The sequence below is a fragment of the Xanthomonas sp. DAR 34887 genome (assembly GCF_041245805.1).
GTDB classification, from domain to species: Bacteria; Pseudomonadota; Gammaproteobacteria; order Xanthomonadales; family Xanthomonadaceae; genus Xanthomonas_A; species Xanthomonas_A tesorieronis.
Genome location: NZ_CP162490.1, coordinates 4177647 through 4194331 on the forward strand (window position 1 = coordinate 4177647; position 16685 = coordinate 4194331).

Consider the following 16685-nt stretch of genomic DNA (forward strand, 5'->3'; position numbering starts at 1 on the left):
TGTCTGCTAGACAAAGGCGTCCCTCAGCGGGAACGCCTTTGTTTATTTCATCTGCAATACCTAAAGCAAGATCATGAAGAAGATTTTTTAGTTTGCGTAGAGTGGGAAATATCCCTCTGAAACGAGGATGTTAAAGGTTAGATAGGAGACAGCAGACGCCGATACGCTGTTACCAATGGCAAAGTAACCCGCAGTATCACTCAGCGTGACAATCGACCAGCCCTTTTTCGGGTCCGGAGACGCAGCGTATTTCGATGTGGTGCCGGCGACAAATTTGGACCAGTAGCGCGCGGAGTGTCTGACCACGCTCAGGCCGCCCAGAACCAGCGCGCCGTTCTTCGACTTGGGATCGAGCCACGCGATGCCTTCCCGCTCCAACTCCTCCAATTGCATCGCTGCCGCGTCCAGGTCCTGGGCGTTCTGCGCGATCTGGTCCATTCGCACGATGAACGAGAACTCGTAGGCACTGAGCTGTTGGCGCAGCCCGGCCAGGTTTTCGGTCATTGGCCGGGTCGGGTCGATTGCATCCACCATGGGCTTGTGCGTAGCGATGAAGCGCTCCAGCGGCATGCCAGGGTTGTAGCCGCACTTCTCGACCAGGACGGCGAGGGCCTCGTCGGGCGAGGCGTTCGTCTCCATCAGGCAGCTCAGGTACATGTTGTGCTGAATGCCCGCCTGGTCCATCGGGTTCTCGGCCGCCAGCACGGGGGCGGCGCCGAAGGCACTGCCGACCAGGAGGATGGCGGTTGCGACAAAGCGCTTTTTATTCATGCGTGTTCTCATGCAATGAGTGGAGAGAGGGCGGCCCAGGTCTCCCGACTTTCACGCGGAGGACCCATGCGAGCGACCACCACCGCATCGGCACATGGCGCGATGCGACGGTTTCAGGCTAGGCGGGTCTGCGACCAGGCACGAGGGCGAAACCGGGTCGCTACGGGAGCGAACCGGGCCGAATTGGCGAACCCGGTGGCACCGCCAGCGCATCGCGGCGACGCGGCCCTGGCCTGCGACAGGAATGCCACGCTCGAAGAATCAACGCCTTACGCCGTTTCATTCCCGATCCATACCCACGGATGCGCTGGAATCGGCTGCGTCACGCCACGGTCTATCGAGCCGCGCTCAACGCGCCGCTGCAGGCGCCTGCGCGCCGACCGGCGCGGGCGACGCCGGTTCGACCCAGATCCGCTGCCACATCCGCGCCAACGCTGCGCGGATCTGCCCACGCGCCGCCGGCGCCCGGTACGCGGCCTGCAATTGCCGCGGCGCGATCGCCTCCCAGCCGTTGCCGTGCTGCCGCGCCACCGCGAAGTTGAAGTTGTAGTCCGGCTCCAGGCCCATGCGCAGATCGCTGAGCACCAGTTCGCCATCCTTGACCTGGGCGCGCATGAAGCCACGGTTGAACCAGGCCAGCCGCTGCACCGCCGGCAGCGCGCGCACTTCGCCCAGCGCCTGGGTGTTGGAGGCATAGCCCTGGAAACGCATCGGCCCGTGGTCGGCGACCAGCGAGCGTTCGCCGATCACGTAACCGCTGGGCGTCATCGCCACCACCCGCCACAGCAACGTGTTGAACGGCATCGGCACCGAGAACCGCGGCGCATGCTGCAGGCCCATCGCCGCCAGCGCACGGTCGGCCTCGCGATCGACCAGGTGCTTGGCCAGCAACGACCAGCCCAGATAGGCGCTGCTCAGCACCAGCCCGGCCAGCAGCGCGTGCTGCGCCACGGGCCGGGCGCGCGCCCACCAGGCGATGGCGCAGGCCAGGATCAGCCACAGCGTGTAGGCGGGATCGATGATGAACACACTCGACCACATCGCCGGCGGCGGCCGCAGCGGCCACCACAGCTGGGTGCCGTAGACGGTGAACGCGTCCAGCAGCGGATGGGTGATCAGCCCCAACTGGATCGCCCAGAACCAGCGCCGTGGCGCTTCGGCCACCCGCCCGTGGCCGAGGCGGCGGAACAGCCACCAGATCAACCAGCCGAGCACGGGCAGCACGAACAGCGAATGGCTGAAGCTGCGGTGCACCGTCATCAGCGTCACCGGGTCGCGGGTCAGCGGCAGCAGGAACAGCGAATCGAGGTCCGGCACGGTGCCGAGCGCGGCGCCGGCGAGCAAGGCGGCACGGCGATGCGCGGCGGGAGCGATGGCGGCGGCGATGGCGCCGCCGAGTACGATCTGGGTGAGGGAGTCCATCGGCCGATGCTAGCAGGCACGATCGTCGCGGCCATGCGTGGGCTTGGCGCCAGGTGTGGCCACGCCGCTGACCGTCATGGTCCGTCGCGACGGAAGGGGCTTGCGCCGCGCTAGCTGGATGCATTGCAGGACGGCTTCAGCCCCGACTGCCCGGTTCGGAGTCGGTAGATCACTGCATCTTCCTTGGCCTTTCCTTGGAGTCGCTCCTGCGGCGACACGCGCCATCGTGGTGGGCCCAACGAGGAAAGGTGTCCCCGCCGGGACACCTTTCCCTTGCGACATGCGTTGCCCGGATCAGAACCCTTCGAAGAGCAGGGTATAGACATTGCTGGAGGTGGTGGCCGCCGTGCCGACGTTCTCATTGGAGAGGAAAAAGCCAGCCACGTCCCCCGCGATGACGCCCAGCCATTTCCAGAACCGTCCCTTGGACATGGTGCCGCTCTCGGCCGCATGCTCCGCCCAGTAGCGCGTGGAGTGCCTGGCCACACTCAGCCCGCCCAGGATCAGCGCGCCGTTCTTCGACTTGTGATCGAGCCGCTCGATGGCCTCCTTCTCCAGTTGCTCGAACTGCACCGCCGCCGCATCCAGATCTTCGGCGTTCTCAACGATCTGGTCGATCCGCACGATGAACGAGAATTCGTAGGCACTGAACTGTTGGCGCAGCCCGGCCAGGTTTTCCGCGAATGGCCGCGTCGGGTCGACCGAATCGACGATGGGCTGTTGCGTGGCGATGAACCGCTCCAGCGGCATGTTGGGGTCGTAACCGCACTTCTTGACCAGAACGGTCAGGGCATCGCCGGGAGAGGTCTTCAGGTCCATCAGGCAGCCGAGGTACATGTTGTGCTGGATGCCGGCCTGGTCCACGGGATTCTCGGCCGCCAGCGCGGGGGCACCGAAGGCACTGCCGGCCAGAAGCGCGGCGGTTGCGGCAAGGAGTTTCTTCTTCATGAGCGTTCTCTTGCAAGGGATGGATTGGGGCGGCCCGGATCTTCCGACCTGCCTACGGTGGCCGTCGGGCGATGTGACCACCACCGCCGCATCGGCACGCGGCTCGGTGCGGCGGTTCCAGGCTAGGCAGGCCCGCGGCGGCGCACGAGGGCGAAGCCGGGTCGCCATAGGAACGAACCGGGTCCAATCGGCGAACCCAGGGCCGGCATCAGGCCGTCGCGGCCGCGCGTCTGCCGGCCTGCGCGCGGGCGCCGCCGTCCACAAATCAATTGGTTAGGCGGATTTATTCCCGGTCTATACCCGCGAGCGCGCTGGTACCCGCGTCGCCGCGCCTCTTACGCTGCAGGTCCCGTTTCTCCTGTTCCGAGGCTCCGATGCTTGCCTTCCGTTCCGCCATCCATGCCGCCATCGTCGCAGCCCTCTTGGCATTGCCCCTGGCCGCCCACGCCCACGACACGCTGCCGCCCGACTGGTGCCTGGAGGAGGACCAGGAACCGGAGGTCGTGGTGAAGTTCGATTTCGACGGCGGGCAATTGCGCCAGGTGATGGACAAGTGCGGCGTGGTCGACAGCCACGAGCCGTATACGAATGCGCTGAATACCATCGGCGCCTATTGCGACGTCGTGGCACCGTCGCGATCGGCCAAGCCCATCGTCCTTGGCCCCAGCACCTTCCTGGCCCGCGACCACCACACCGCGTACCGCATGGAGCAGGGCCTGAAGGGCGCTTGCGTGGTGTGCCCGGCCAGGCGCGGACGCTGAGGGCCGGTAAGCGGGGCGCGCCGTCAGACGAGCGCGTCCCGGCGGGTATAGGCCAGCACCGCGTCGACCCGGCACTGCAGCGCGGCGCGCGTGTCCGCCGACAACCCGTCGCAGTGCGTGAGCACGAAATAGGCCGAACGCAGCACATCCCGCCAGCGCGGGTTATGCGGCAACTTGGAGACCGCCAGGTAGCGCTCCATCGCGCGTGCGCGCAGGCGGCCGTCGTCGATGTTCACGCGCCAGATCCGGCTGCGCTCGGCCAGTTCCAGCCGGCCTGTCCCGGTGGCCCGTTCCCAGGCGTCGATGACCGCCAGCATGAGTTCGACCAGCGTACGCCGGAACGCATCGCGCGCCGCAGGCGCGGCGGCGCCCTCCTCCTGCTCCGCGGCCTGCCCGGTGTCCGCGGCCGCATCGCTGCCGCGTTCCTGCAGGGCAAGGACGACAAGGCCGTCGCCTCCCGGCCAGGGTGTGAGCGTCGCGATCAGCGAGCCACCGTGCTGGGCGAGGAACTCGATGCGCTGCCCCGCGCTGTCCTCCATCCGCTCCAGCGCCGACTGCAGCGCGGGACGATCGGCGGCAGCCACGAAGGCGGACACCGCCTGTCCCACAGGCTCGGCATCGTCCGCGCCGCCGAGCCGAAGGCGCCCGCTGCGATTGGCGACCAGTACCTGTCCTTCGGCATCGAGCAGGCATACCGCATCCTCGCGGCTGTCGAGCAGTGCCTGCAGAAGGCTGCGATCCTCGGCCAACGCGTCCGCCTCGCGCCGATAGCGGGCAAGCTCCTCCTCGTGGCGGACCCGCCGTGCAGCGTCCAGCAGGCGGTCGCGTTGCCGGCGCCGCTGCAGCAGCAGCCACGCGCCGAGCGCTGCCGCGACGCCGGACACCAGTGCGAGCCAGAGCAGCAGCGTGCGTTGCCGCAGCTGGGCCTCGCGCAGGCGGTTCTGGCTTTCCAGCAGGGCGATGGTTCGCTGCTGTTCCGCGGTTTCGAAGCGGATCCGCAACCAGTCCAGCTGGCGGTCGTGCTGCGCGCGTACCAGCGCGGTGGCTTCCGCGTTCGCGCGCCGCAGCGTGGCGGTGGCGGCCACGGCATCGCCCGTGCTTTCCTGCAGACCCGCCAGTTCCTCCAGCAGCGACACCCGCACCGGATCGCCGCTGGCGGCCGATGCCAGCGCCTCGCGCAGGCGCACCGCGGTGGCGGCGGCGTTGCCTTCGAGCCGTGTGGTCCGCGCCATCTGCAGTTGCAGCGCCGAAGGCAGCGGCAACTGCCACGCCTCGGCCAACGCCAGCGCACTGGAACTCCAGCGCCGCGCCTGCGGCACGTCGCCCAACGCCAATGCCGCGCGGATCAGACCGTCATGAACCCGCAGCTCATAGACCCGACGGCCTTTCTCGCGGTAGACAGCCAGTGCCTCCTGCAGCCACGCCAGCGCCTGGTGCGTGTCGCCGCTGTCGAGCGCCAGCTCGGCCATGGTTTCCTGCACATGCGCTGCCTCGATGGAATCGCCCTTCGCGCGGTTGGCGGCGAGCGCATCGCGGTAATAGCCCATCGCGGTGTCGGGCTCGCGCAATTCGCGATACACGTCGGCGATGTTGGTGAGCACGGACGCCGCGGCACCACCCTGGGCGCGCTGGATCCCGAGGCTGGTCGTCAGGTTGCGCAGGGCGCCGTGAAAATCGCCGAGACGGCGCAGCGCTGCGCCTACATTGTTCAGATCGCGCGCCTCCGCCCCACGATCGCCGATCGCCCTGGACAGGGTGGCCGCGCACTTGAACCGCTCGAGCGCCTGCGGAATGCGTTCGCGGCGAAAATCGAGAATGCCGCGGCGGCGGGTGAGTTCGTAGCGCAAGTGCTCGTCGCCGCCTTCGCCGATGTTGGCGTCTGCGCAGTCCAGCGCCTGTTCGGCGGCCTCGAAACGGCCGCTGTCCAGGCGGTCCTGGGCTTGTGCGAACAACGCTTTCACCTGCCCGTCGCCCGCCGCTCCCAAAGGCGGAAGTCCCGCATGTTGGACGCACAGCACCGAGTCCGGAAGTGTGCGGGCCGGCTTGGCATCCGTGCAGCCGTACACCGTGTTTCGCGCGATCGAGGTGCCGCTCGCCACGAGCAGAATGAACGTGCACAACCGTCGCAGGTTTTCCGGATGTCGGGCAGCGACGCCGGAATGGGCTGGCGCGATCGGACTCATCCAGTCCCACGCGGATTGCAACGACCAGCCGGACTGCTCCTTCCCTGGCTTCACTTTCTCCATGACCCCCGACGTGATCGAGATGCGACAAGCTTGCGCGGCGCCGTCGGTCGGCGCGACCACCAGGCTCGATCGCGGCGTCCCGCCCGGCTTGCCGCTCCGACGGAACGCAGTAGACCCGATGAGACGCGTGCCGATCAAGCGCACGCCGCGTTTCACGAACGCGACGCGTCGATCATGGGATGTACGGCACGCAGTGATGCGCCGCTTCCCTCAGCGCAAATGAGGAGCGTCGCATCCGGCGGTCATCGCGGGCGACGCTGGTCGCGGACGCAAACGCTAAGCACAAGCCATGCGCAGGCACGGACGCATGGCCTGCCGGAGCGCTTACCTGACAATGCGCCGTATCGCGCGAATCGCCGGAGTCAGGCCGCCCGCGGCCAGGCGCTGTCCAGCGGCAACCGCAGGCGCGGCGGCAGTTCGGTCAGCACTTCGTCGCGGTGCGAGAGCAGACGCAGGGTACCGTCGGCCTCTTCGGCGAGCGCGGTGAGGCTCTCGACCCAGTCGCCGTCGTTGGCGTAGACGAGGCCGGCGCGTTCGAACAGGCCGGCGCGGTGCACGTGGCCGCAGACCACGCCATCCAGGCCGCGGCGGCGCGCGTCGTCCAGGCCGGCGTCGACGAAGCGCTCGATGTAGCGCTCGGCGGCGCTGCTCTGGCGCTTCAGGTAGTCGGCCAGCGACCAGTAGCGCATGCCGAAGCGGCGGCGCACGCGGTTGGTCAGCTGGTTGCCGGTGAGGATGCGGTAGTACAGCCAGTCGCCGAACTTTTCCTGCAGGCCGCCGAACTGGGTGACCGCGTCGTAGTCGTCGCCATGCACCACCAGCAACCGGCGCCCGTCGGCGGTCACGTGCACCGCGCGCCGGCGCACCTGCATCGCCGGCAGCGCCAGGCCGCAGAAGCGGCGGATCGGGCGGTCGTGGTTGCCGGGCACGTAGATCAGTTCGGTGCCGCTGCGCGCCAATGCGTGCAGCGCATCGATCACGCGCTGGTGCGCAGCGCCCCACACCGCGCGGCGCTGCGCCATCCACCAGAAATCGACGATGTCGCCGACCAGGTACAGCTGCCTGCACTGCAGGCCGCCGAGGAAATCGGCCAGCTCGCGCGCATGGCAGTGCGGTGCGCCCAGGTGCACGTCGGACACGAACACCGCCCGGCGCGGGGGCGGCGACAAGCTGCTCACTTTGTTCATGCCATCACCTCAGCTTCGCTACGTGGCCGTTCCAGGTAACGCACGCGCTTCTTGCTGCGGATGCGCTGCAGATCCAGTTCGATCAGGCCATCGACGGCGTCGTTGAACGCCGGATCGACGCCGAAGGCGAGGAAGCGCGCGCCGCCCGGCTCGCACAGCTCGGTGTACTGCTTGTAGAGCATCGGCACCGCCGCGCCGAGCGCGTCCAGGTTGCCCTTGAGCACCTTGAACGCGGTGTCCGCGTCCAGCGCGTCGAACGCCGGCGGCGCCTGCGAGTAATCGAACGGCCGCGCCGAAGCGGCTTCGCCACGCGCATCGCCGTAGTAGTGCGCGTAGTAGGCCACGATCTGCTCGCGCGCCTGCCGCGGCAGCGCCGCGCTGATCGAAACCGCACCGTACAGGTAGCGCACCTGCGGATAGTCGCGCAGGTAGGCGCCGATGCCCTGCCACAGGTAGTCGATGCTGCGGCTGCCCCAGTAGTCGGGCACCACGAAGCTGCGGCCCAGTTCCATGCCGGCGGCGATGCGCGGCAGCAGCGCTTCGCCGTAGCGGAACAGCCCGGCGGTGTAGAAGCCGGCCAGGCCGCGCTCGGCCAGTACCGGCGCGCCACGGGCCACGCGGTAGGCGCCGACCACGCGCGCGGCGGCGCTGTCCCACAGCACGATGTGCTCGTACCAGGTGTCGTAGTCGTCCAGGTCCAGGCGCCGGCCGGTGCCCTCGCCGACCGCGCGGAAGGTCAGTTCGCGCAGGCGGCCGATCTCGCGCAGCAACGCCGAGCCGGCACGCAGCCGGCCCACGCGGATCTGCTTGCCGTCCACGGTCTGGCCCAGGCTGCGCAGCGCGGCGAGTTCGGCCGCCACCGCGGCCGGATCTTCCGCGGCGACCAGGGGTTCCTCGCTGGGCGCGGGCGCGTCGGTGCCGGCGCGGCCCAGCGCATACAGCTCGCGACGCAGGCCGCGCATCAGCTCGGCATCGGACTGGCCCTGCGGCAGCGCGCGGGCGCGGCCCAGGCTCAGCGCGATGCGCCGCTCGCGGCGGGCGAACATCTCCCGCGCCAGCAGCGCGGTGCCGGCCGGCTTGAACAGCGCCGAGGCGCCGTAGAACAACGCCGAGTTGCGCGCATGGATGCGCACCGGCAGCACCGGGGTGGCGGTGCGCAGCGCGAAGCGGGTGAAGCCGCGGCGCCAGCGCCCGTCGGCCACCCCGCCCCAGCCCAGCCGCGACACTTCGCCGGCCGGGAACACGATCACGCATTGCTCCTGCTCCAACGCCTGTTCGATCGCGCGCACGCTGGCCGGCGATGGCGCGCCGCCGAGGATGCGCACCGGCAGCAGCAGCTCGCGCAGGCCTTCCAGCGCCCACAGGAAGTCGTTGGCGACGATCTTCACGTCGCGCCGCACCTGGCCCACGCAATCCAGCAGCGCCAGTGCGTCCAGCGCGCCGGACGGATGGTTGGCGACGATCAGCAGCCGCCCGCGCGCCGGGATGCACTCGGCGGGGGTCGGCGCGACCACGTAGCGCGCCTGCAGGAAATCCAGCCCGGCCTGGACCAGGGCGAAGCCGCGCAGCTCGTGGCTGGCGTCCAGGAAGGCGTCCAGCGCGTCCAGGCCCGACCACTTCTGCAGGCCGCGCAGCAGCGGCCGCACCAGTCGCGAACGGCGCCCGGCGAACCAGTGCGGGTAGCGATCCTGCAGACGACGTTCGAGTGCGAGCACGGCAAGCCCCCTTGCTGACTGCGCACAGCTTCGGCCCCGGCGGCGACACCGATCTTGCAATATGACTACGGCAAAGTGACGCCCGCGCTCCCGCCGGCTGACCGGTTAACCTTGCCCAACGGTGGCGGGCCCACAATGCACAGCACCGCGCGCCCGTGTATCATGCGCGTCCATCTTTTCATCCGAATACAAGGATATAGCCGCGATGTCCAGCTATCTCTTCACCTCCGAGTCGGTCTCCGAAGGCCACCCGGACAAGATCGCCGACCAGATTTCCGATGCCGTGCTCGACGCGATCCTGACCCAGGACAAGCGCGCGCGCGTGGCCTGCGAAACGCTGGTCAAGACCGGCGTGGCGATCGTCGCCGGCGAAATCACCACCAGCGCCTGGATCGACCTGGAAGCGCTGACCCGCAAGGTGATCCTGGACATCGGCTACAACAGCTCCGAGGTCGGCTTCGACGGCGAGACCTGCGGCGTGCTCAATCTGATCGGCAAGCAGTCGCCGGACATCAACCAGGGCGTGGACCGCAAGAAGCCGGAAGAACAGGGCGCTGGCGACCAGGGCCTGATGTTCGGCTACGCCACCCGCGAGACCGACAGCTTCATGCCGGCGGCGATCCACCTGTCGCACCGCCTGGTCGAGCAGCAGGCCAAGATCCGCAAGAAGAAGAACTCGCCGCTGGCGTGGCTGCGCCCGGACGCCAAGAGCCAGGTCACCCTGCGCTACGAAGACGGCGTGGCGACTGCGATCGACGCGGTGGTGCTGTCCACCCAGCACGATCCGGACATCAAGCAGAAGCACCTGGTCGAAGCCGTGCGCGAGGAAATCCTCAAGCCGGTGCTGCCGGCCAAGTGGCTGCACAAGGGCACCAAGTTCCACATCAACCCGACCGGCAAGTTCGTGATCGGCGGGCCGGTGGGCGACTGCGGCCTGACCGGGCGCAAGATCATCGTCGACACCTACGGCGGCTGGGCGCGCCACGGCGGCGGCGCGTTCTCCGGCAAGGACCCGTCCAAGGTCGACCGTTCCGCGGCCTACGCGGCGCGCTACGTGGCCAAGAACGTGGTCGCCGCCGGGCTGGCCGACCGCTGCGAAGTGCAGGTCTCCTACGCCATCGGCGTGGCCGAGCCGACCTCGATCTCGGTCACCACCTTCGGCACCGGCAAGATCGCCGACGACCAGATCGAGAAGCTGATCCGCAAGCATTTCGACCTGCGTCCGTTCGGCATCATCCAGATGCTCGACCTGATCCACCCGATGTACCAGCAGACCGCCTCGTACGGCCACTTCGGCCGCACCCCGAAGGCGTTCACCTACACCGACGGCACCGGCGCACAGCACAACGCCACGGCGTTCTCGTGGGAAAAGACCGACCGCGCCGATGCTCTGCGCGCGGACGCGAAGCTGAAGTAAGCCGGCGCTGCGACGCTTGCACGAAAACGGGCCGCACTGCGGCCCGTTTTTTTTGGTTGGTCCCGGCAATCCGCTTCCTGTAGGAGCGGCTTCAGCCGCGACCGGGCATCACCGGAAATCCCCGGTCGCGGCTGAAGCCGCTCCTACAAAAAGCGGTGGCGACCGCGCGATATGCCCTCGCCCAATCCGCCTCATGCCGGCGTCGGCGCAACATACGCACCTGCCGCAGCGGCGCCGACTCAGCCGCGCCGCTGCAACGCGTCCTGCATCACCTTCTGAAACTGCGGCAACGTGCACAGCTGGGTCTTGGCATCGCTGCAGCCGGGCACATGCAGGGTCTGCAACAGCGGCGGCCTGCGCAGGCTCAGCGGGGTCAGCGCGCGCAGCTGGTCCAGCGATTGCGCCTGGTAGCGCAGGCGCACGTAGCGCTGGCCGCTGCGCACGTCGCGCAGTTGCTCGAGCACCAGCGCGCCGCCCGGCGGCGAATCGTCCTGGCCGAAGCCGGGCAGATGGAAGTGCAGATCGAGCAAGCCGCTGAGCGCGGCGATGTGGGTATCGCTGGCGACCAGCACGCTCACCTTGGCCGCGTCCGCCACGCCCAGCGTGTCCAGCACCCGCCGCGCCAGCGGCGCGCCGGCGCGCGCGGCCATGTACTGCGGCCTTGCGTAGATCTCGAACAGCAGCGCATGCAGCCGCGACACCGCGCCGATGCGTGCACGGGTGGCGCGGCCCCAGCCGACCTGGTCCAGCGGCAGGCCTTCGGCATATTGCAGGATGAACACCTCGGCAGTGCCGGAGGTCAGGTCCAGCGGGCCGTGCAGGGCGATGCCGCGACCACTGCCGCTGGCGCTCAGCGACGAGGGCATCTGCGCGAAATCGCAGTCCTTCGCGCTGCAGCCGAGGATCGTCTGCATCGTGCGCAGTTCCTTGGCATAGGGCGCGAGCACCGCGCCCGGACCGCCGGTCTGGCGCTGGATCGACGCCACCGCGGCATCGGCATCGAAGTCCACCGCACCGGCCTCGACCGGACGGAACAGCGGATCGTCGCTGCCTTGCGCCTGGTGCCCGGCCTGCAGTCCGCAGCCGGGGGCCAGCGCCTCGGCCAGGATCTGCGCGCTGGCGATGGTGCGCTGGTCGGTGTTGGCGTAGACGCTGACCGTGCCATCGGCAGGACAGCCGGTAGCCGGCAGCACGCCGTCGCGGACCAGCCATTGCCGGGTGTAGTCGCCGCTCAACCGCACGGCCACGCAGCCATGCGCGGTGAGCAGGCTCGCCGGCGTGGTCCACACCGGCCATGGACGGTCGGCCAATGCCGCTGCCGCGGCCTCGCCGTCCAGCGGGGCGCGCACGCCGTGGCGAAACAGCATCACGACCTGCTCGAGCTGCAGTTTCGGCGCGGGCGCTTCGCGTGCAGGCCGCGCCTGCGCGCCGGCGGTCGCCGCCAGCGCCATCCACAGCATCCAACGCATCCGCTTGCTCATCGTCGATCCAAAAAAGGGGAAAAGAAACCGATCGCCGCACGGCACGCAGCGTCGTGCATGCCGATCCGATCGCAGCGCGCGTCCACGGCGATGGCGAGTCGGTCGCCAAGCCGCTGCGGGGAAAGCGTACCGGCGGCGTCATCGCCGCCGACGCGCTGCGTATCCAGCACCAAGACCAGCTGCGCACGCCGGCCGCCATGCGCCCGCGCCACGCATCGAGCGCCGGCACGCATGCCGACGCGCGTCGCGGCAACAGGCCGCGACGCGCGAGGGAAGCCGGCCGGCGCGCGGGCTGCCGGCTCAGAACGTGTACTTCACGGTCAGCAGGCTGGTGCGCCCGGCATCGACGATGTCCGAGATCGCGGTGCTGTTGTGGCCGACGTGCGCCCAGTAGCTCAGGCGATTGGTCAGATTGGCTACCGACAGATCCGCGCGCAAATGCTCGTTCACCGCGTAGCCCACATGCAGATCGACGCGGGTGATCGGTTTCACCCACAGATCGTCCCAGCTGGCGCCCTGGTCCAGATAGTCGTAGACCGACACGTATTCGCCCGAGTAGTGGTAGCTCAGGTTCACCGACAGCGGCCCCTTCTCGTAGAACAGCTCGGCATTGGCCATCAGGTCCGGCGCGTTCTGGATGCGTTCGTCGCGGAAGCCGGTCATGCCCAGGTCGACGCGGGTGGACTGGCGGGTGACGTTGGCGCCGATGCCGAAGCCGTCCAGCGGCGCCGGCATGCCCTGCAGGGTCTGCCGCACGGCCGCTTCCACGCCCAGCACCTTGCCGTCGCCGCCGTTCTGCGGACGCACGTAGCGCACCCCGGTGGCGTCGGTGCTGGTGCCGGCATTGGCCGCATCCGAGCCGTTCTCGTAGATGTAGTCGGTCAGGCGCTTGTAGTAGCCGGCCAGCATCGCGTGGCCGCCGACGCCGTTGTCCCATTCGCCGGAGACGTCGACGTTGAGCGCCTTGATCGGCTTCAGGTCGGGATTGCCTTCGGTGATGGTGGTGACGCCGTCGCTGGACACGCTGTAGTTGGCGCCGCCGCCGAGCTGCACGAACGCCGGGCGCGTGTAGCTGGTCCACACCGCGGCGCGGTACACCGCGTTGGCGTCGCCGGGACGATAGTTCAGGAACACGCTGGGCAGCGGCTCGTCGTAAGTGGTGTGGTTGTTCTGGAAGTAGCCGGCCAGCTCGTTGCCGCTGCTGTCCTTGGGCATGGTCCAGTAGGTGTTGCGGATGCTGGTCTGTTCGAAGCGCAGGCCGGGGATGATCTCCAGGTCGCCGGTCTTGAACGTGGCCATCGCATACCCCGCCGCCACCGCCTCGGTGCCGCGCATCGTCGCGCAGTTCTGGTTGTTGATCGCCAGGCTGCCGCAGGTATCGAAACTGCCCGCGGTCAGGTACTGGGCGATCGAGGCCTTCAGCGCCGCGTTGCTCAGCTTGACCGTCGGGTAGTCGTACTTGCCGGGATACACCGAATCGTAGCTGCCGTTGACCAGACCGGTGTTCTCGAGCAGAGTGCCGTCGGTGAACTTGGCGGTGGTCCAGTCGCGTGAGGTGTATTCGCGCGAGCTGTCCACGTACTTCACGCCGAACTGCAGGCTGCTGAGCGCGCCTTGGTCGAAGTCGTAGCGCGCGTCGAACTTGGCGCCGCCCTTCTTCTGCCCGCTGTAGGACTTGGTCAGCTGGCCGTGGCGGCGCGCGTACAGGCTGCCGATGTCGTCGGCCTGGCTCTGCATCGCGGTGGTCAGCTGCGGCACCGGGAAGCCTTCGCTGTCGTAGCTGATGAAGCTGTTGGCGCCGTACGGGAACTGGGTGGAGCTGTACTGGTCCACGCGCGCGGAGACTTCGATGTGGTCCGGGCGATCGTTGTCGCCGTAGCTGTAGAACAGGTTCGGCGACAGCGTCCAGTTGCCGAGCTGCTTGTCGGCGCCGAACTGGAAGGTGGCGATGTCGGCCACTTCCGGGTTGGTCTCGTACCAGTAGCGCACCGCGACGCGGTTGATCTGCGGCTGGTAGAGGCCGGTGCTGCCGATCTGGGTGTAGCTGACGCTGGCCGGCACGAACTGCGTGTAGCCGGTGTTCTGCTCGGTCTTGGCGTAGGCATAGGTCGCCCGTGCGTACACCTGCAGGCTCGGATCCACATGCCAGTCGAAGGAGACGTTGCCGCCGTAGCGCTTGGTGTCGCCGCCGGAATAGCCGATGTTGGTGCCGGTGGACTGCAAGGCGTCTTCCGGGTCGTAGCCGGCGGCCAGCGCGCCCTTGGCGGTGGTGCGGGAGAACGCCCACGAGCCGTCGTTGCGCGCGGCCGACGCGCTGGCCACTTCGCTGTTCACGTAGTGACGCTCGTCGTAGTAGGCGCTGGCGTAGAGGCCGAACTGGTGTTCGCTGCCGAACTTGGCGTGGAACTCGCCGGCCGCGCCCTTGCCCAGGCCACTCTCGTCGTAGTCGCGGGCGCGGCTTTCCATGCGCCCGCTGGCGGTGATGCTGCCGCCGATCGCATCGCTGTAGTCGAAGCCGCTCGGGGTGCGGTAGTCGATGGTGCCGCCGATCGCGTCGCCGTCCATCGCCGCGGTGGAGGTCTTGTTCAACACGATGGTCTGCAGGCCGGAGGGCGGCAGCAGGCTCAGCTGCACGCTGCGGCTGTACGGCATGCCCTGGGCGACGTTGACGCCGTTGATCAGGTTGACGTTGTATTCGGCATTGAGGCCGCGCACCGAGGCGAACATGCCTTCGCCGCGCGCGGCGCCGTCGACGCCGCCGAAATACGACTGCCCGGTGTTGACCACGTTGACGCCCGGCAGCAGGCCCAGCGCCTCGGCGATGTTGTGCACGGCGGTGTACTTCAGGTCGTCGGCCGACAGCACGTTGGCCGTGTTGCCCGCCGCCATCTGCATGTCGGCGGCGGTGTAACGGTTCGCCGCGACGGTCACGGTCGACAGGGTCTGCGCATTGCCCTTGGCGGCGGCCGGCGCGTTGTCGTCGCCGGCGTCGTTCTGCGCCTGCTGCTGCGCGAGGTCTTCGGCATGGGCGGCGGCGGCGAGGGCCAGGCTCAGCGCCAGGGCGATGAATCCGGCAAGCCGGTGCGGCCTGGCGCGGTGCGATGCATGGTTCATGGACATTCCATCAAGACGTGGGTGGTGATCCGGCACGCGACGATCCGCGGCCGGAGAAGGGCAAAGCGCTGCCCGTATCGCCGGCGTGCGAGCCGGCAACTGGGCGGACATCTGGGGGAGGTTCCGTGTCGGAGCTGGGCCGTGCGAACTGACGGCCCGTTAACAACTGCGGCGCATTGTGTGCGCGAATGTTTTCAGATGCGTGACGGAGTTCATAGGTGAACGGAAGCGCGACACATCGGTGATGCGTACGCCTGCGTATCGCAAGCGCGCATGCGGCGGTCGCACTTTTTTGCTCCCGGCATCTGGCTTACCCGACCTTCGCTGCAGGAGCGACTTCGGCCGCGACGGCTTTGCCGATCATGCGCGTCGCGACCGAAGGGCACATCGAATAACTTCAGCTTGGAAACTGCATGTTGCGCGTGGCGATGGCATCGCGTTTTTCCTGTCGCGGCTGAAGCCGCTCCTACAAGAGCACGGCGCGCCTGTTGTAGATACCGTCTTCCGGCCTAACAGGCAATGGCCTTTTGAGGATCGAAGGGTGTGCGTGATTTGAGCACGCCATAGGCGATGTGCAGTAGCTTGCGCATGGCGGCGCAGATGATCTGCTTGTTGGCCTTGCCGCGTTGTCGCATGCGCTGCTTCAGCGCACGGACGACCGGATTGTGGGTCATGGCGACCAAGGCCGGCAGGAACAGGCCAGCACGCAGGCGCGAGGAGCCAGTGCGGGAGATGCAGACCTGCCCCTGGCGCTTGCCGGACTCTTGCAGGCGTGGGTTGAGCCCGGCAAAGGCGGTCACCGCCGAAGCGCGGGCGAAGCGGTCCACGTTGCCAAGTTCGGCCAGCATCAAGGCCGCGCTGGTGTCGGCGATTCCGTCGATGCTCACCAGCAACTCGCGCTGCCCGCGCAAGGTGGGATCCTGGTCGATATGATCGTCGATGGCGCGTTCGATCTGCGCGATGCGCGCCTGCAACTGGCCGATGTTCTCCAGGATCGAGTCGCGCACCACCAGTGTAGCCACGTCCAGGCGGTTGCGCTCCATCTGCAGCATCTGCAGCAGGTCGTCCCGACGCCGCACCAGCGCCTTGAGCTGCTTGAGCGCCGGCGGATCGGGCTGCCAGCGCCGCAGCGACTCCCGGTGACGCAGGCCATAGCTGGCGATCAGCTTGGCATCGCTGCGGTCGGTCTTGACCCGGGTCAGCTGGCTGCGTGCATACAGCGCCATCTGCGCCGGGTTGAGCACGCACACGCGATAGCCCTCCCCATGGACAAACTCGGCCAGCGCCTCGTGATAGGTGCCGGTGGCTTCCATGACGATCCAGCTGTCCGGCTGCGCATGGGTCCGCAACCACGCATGCAGGGCGTGGAAGCCCTTCGGATCGTTGGGTAGCTTGGCCTTGGTGCGGTACTTGCCGTTGGCCAGGTCGATGGCCAGGTCGAAACTGCGTTTGGCGACGTCGATGCCGACGACTGGGGACATGAGAATTCCTCCGTCGGATGGGGATCACGATCATCGCTGCGCCCGGTCCTGCCTTGTGGATGCGAGTTCACGCCGAGGGCGGACTCTGGATACCGTTCGGACACCGTGGGCCAGCATGTGGAGGGCGGGAGCCGATCTACAG

12 protein-coding genes are annotated in these 16685 nt (G+C 68.1%); 2 read left to right on the plus strand and 10 right to left on the minus strand.

Annotated features, from left to right (window positions below):
• Positions 1 to 87: 87 nt before the first annotated feature.
• From AB3X08_RS17850 to AB3X08_RS17860, 3 genes are all read right to left on the minus strand, one after another.
• Positions 88 to 771, minus strand: a complete 684-nt coding sequence (locus AB3X08_RS17850) for a hypothetical protein (protein ID WP_369934095.1) — start codon at positions 769 to 771, stop codon at positions 88 to 90.
• Positions 772 to 1119: 348 nt separating this feature from the next.
• On the minus strand, positions 1120 to 2193 hold the full coding sequence (locus AB3X08_RS17855; RefSeq protein ID WP_369934096.1) for a metal-dependent hydrolase: 1074 nt from the start codon (positions 2191 to 2193) through the stop codon (positions 1120 to 1122).
• A gap of 294 nt (positions 2194 to 2487) precedes the next feature.
• Positions 2488 to 3141 (minus strand): hypothetical protein, encoded by a 654-nt coding sequence (locus AB3X08_RS17860; protein ID WP_369934097.1) that lies wholly within the window; start codon positions 3139 to 3141, stop codon positions 2488 to 2490.
• 374 nt (positions 3142 to 3515) lie between these two features.
• On the opposite strand from AB3X08_RS17860, the gene AB3X08_RS17865 reads away from it, so the two are divergent.
• Entirely contained in the window at positions 3516 to 3902 is a 387-nt protein-coding gene (locus AB3X08_RS17865) for a hypothetical protein (RefSeq protein ID WP_369934098.1), read from the plus strand.
• Positions 3903 to 3925: 23 nt separating this feature from the next.
• Here the strand turns inward: AB3X08_RS17865 and AB3X08_RS17870 are convergent, their stop codons facing one another.
• From AB3X08_RS17870 to AB3X08_RS17880, 3 genes are all read right to left on the minus strand, one after another.
• Positions 3926 to 6304 (minus strand): tetratricopeptide repeat protein, encoded by a 2379-nt coding sequence (locus AB3X08_RS17870; protein WP_369934099.1) that lies wholly within the window; start codon positions 6302 to 6304, stop codon positions 3926 to 3928.
• A gap of 206 nt (positions 6305 to 6510) precedes the next feature.
• The gene (locus AB3X08_RS17875) at positions 6511 to 7335 is read right to left on the minus strand and encodes a UDP-2,3-diacylglucosamine diphosphatase (protein WP_369934100.1); all 825 of its coding nucleotides are present in this window, start codon (positions 7333 to 7335) and stop codon (positions 6511 to 6513) included.
• Positions 7332 to 9050, minus strand: coding sequence for a lysophospholipid acyltransferase family protein (locus tag AB3X08_RS17880; RefSeq protein ID WP_369934101.1), 1719 nt, complete (start codon positions 9048 to 9050; stop codon positions 7332 to 7334). Before AB3X08_RS17880 ends, AB3X08_RS17875 begins: the two co-directional genes overlap by 4 nt.
• 205 nt (positions 9051 to 9255) lie before the next feature.
• Between AB3X08_RS17880 and metK the strand changes: the two genes are divergently transcribed.
• Positions 9256 to 10467 (plus strand): methionine adenosyltransferase, encoded by a 1212-nt coding sequence (gene metK, locus AB3X08_RS17885; RefSeq protein WP_369934102.1) that lies wholly within the window; start codon positions 9256 to 9258, stop codon positions 10465 to 10467.
• Positions 10468 to 10706: 239 nt separating this feature from the next.
• Here metK and AB3X08_RS17890 read toward each other — a convergent pair whose 3' ends face one another.
• The 4 genes from AB3X08_RS17890 to AB3X08_RS17905 form a co-directional block, all read right to left on the minus strand.
• A complete protein-coding gene (locus AB3X08_RS17890) occupies positions 10707 to 11948 on the minus strand; it encodes a histidine-type phosphatase (RefSeq protein ID WP_369934103.1) in 1242 nt (413 codons plus the stop codon).
• A complete protein-coding gene (locus tag AB3X08_RS17895) occupies positions 11945 to 12121 on the minus strand; it encodes a hypothetical protein (protein ID WP_369934104.1) in 177 nt (58 codons plus the stop codon). The genes AB3X08_RS17890 and AB3X08_RS17895 overlap by 4 nt, the downstream gene beginning before the upstream one ends.
• A gap of 127 nt (positions 12122 to 12248) precedes the next feature.
• Entirely contained in the window at positions 12249 to 15062 is a 2814-nt protein-coding gene (locus AB3X08_RS17900) for a TonB-dependent receptor (protein ID WP_369934105.1), read from the minus strand.
• 509 nt (positions 15063 to 15571) lie between these two features.
• Entirely contained in the window at positions 15572 to 16543 is a 972-nt protein-coding gene (locus AB3X08_RS17905) for an IS110 family transposase (RefSeq protein WP_369934106.1), read from the minus strand.
• Between the last annotated feature and the right edge of the window lie 142 nt (positions 16544 to 16685).

Bases quoted from the DNA above. Each gene is read 5' to 3' on its own strand.
- AB3X08_RS17865 (WP_369934098.1), top strand. From the start codon at position 3,516: ATGCTTGCCTTCCGTTCCGCCATCCATGCCGCCATCGTCGCAGCCCTC.
- AB3X08_RS17860 (WP_369934097.1), bottom strand. From the start codon at position 3,141: ATGAAGAAGAAACTCCTTGCCGCAACCGCCGCGCTTCTGGCCGGCAGT.
- metK (WP_369934102.1), top strand. From the start codon at position 9,256: ATGTCCAGCTATCTCTTCACCTCCGAGTCGGTCTCCGAAGGCCACCCG.
- AB3X08_RS17900 (WP_369934105.1), bottom strand. From the start codon at position 15,062: ATGAACCATGCATCGCACCGCGCCAGGCCGCACCGGCTTGCCGGATTC.
- AB3X08_RS17890 (WP_369934103.1), bottom strand. From the start codon at position 11,948: ATGAGCAAGCGGATGCGTTGGATGCTGTGGATGGCGCTGGCGGCGACC.
- AB3X08_RS17905 (WP_369934106.1), bottom strand. From the start codon at position 16,543: ATGTCCCCAGTCGTCGGCATCGACGTCGCCAAACGCAGTTTCGACCTG.
- AB3X08_RS17850 (WP_369934095.1), bottom strand. From the start codon at position 771: ATGAATAAAAAGCGCTTTGTCGCAACCGCCATCCTCCTGGTCGGCAGT.
- AB3X08_RS17855 (WP_369934096.1), bottom strand. From the start codon at position 2,193: ATGGACTCCCTCACCCAGATCGTACTCGGCGGCGCCATCGCCGCCGCC.
- AB3X08_RS17875 (WP_369934100.1), bottom strand. From the start codon at position 7,335: ATGAACAAAGTGAGCAGCTTGTCGCCGCCCCCGCGCCGGGCGGTGTTC.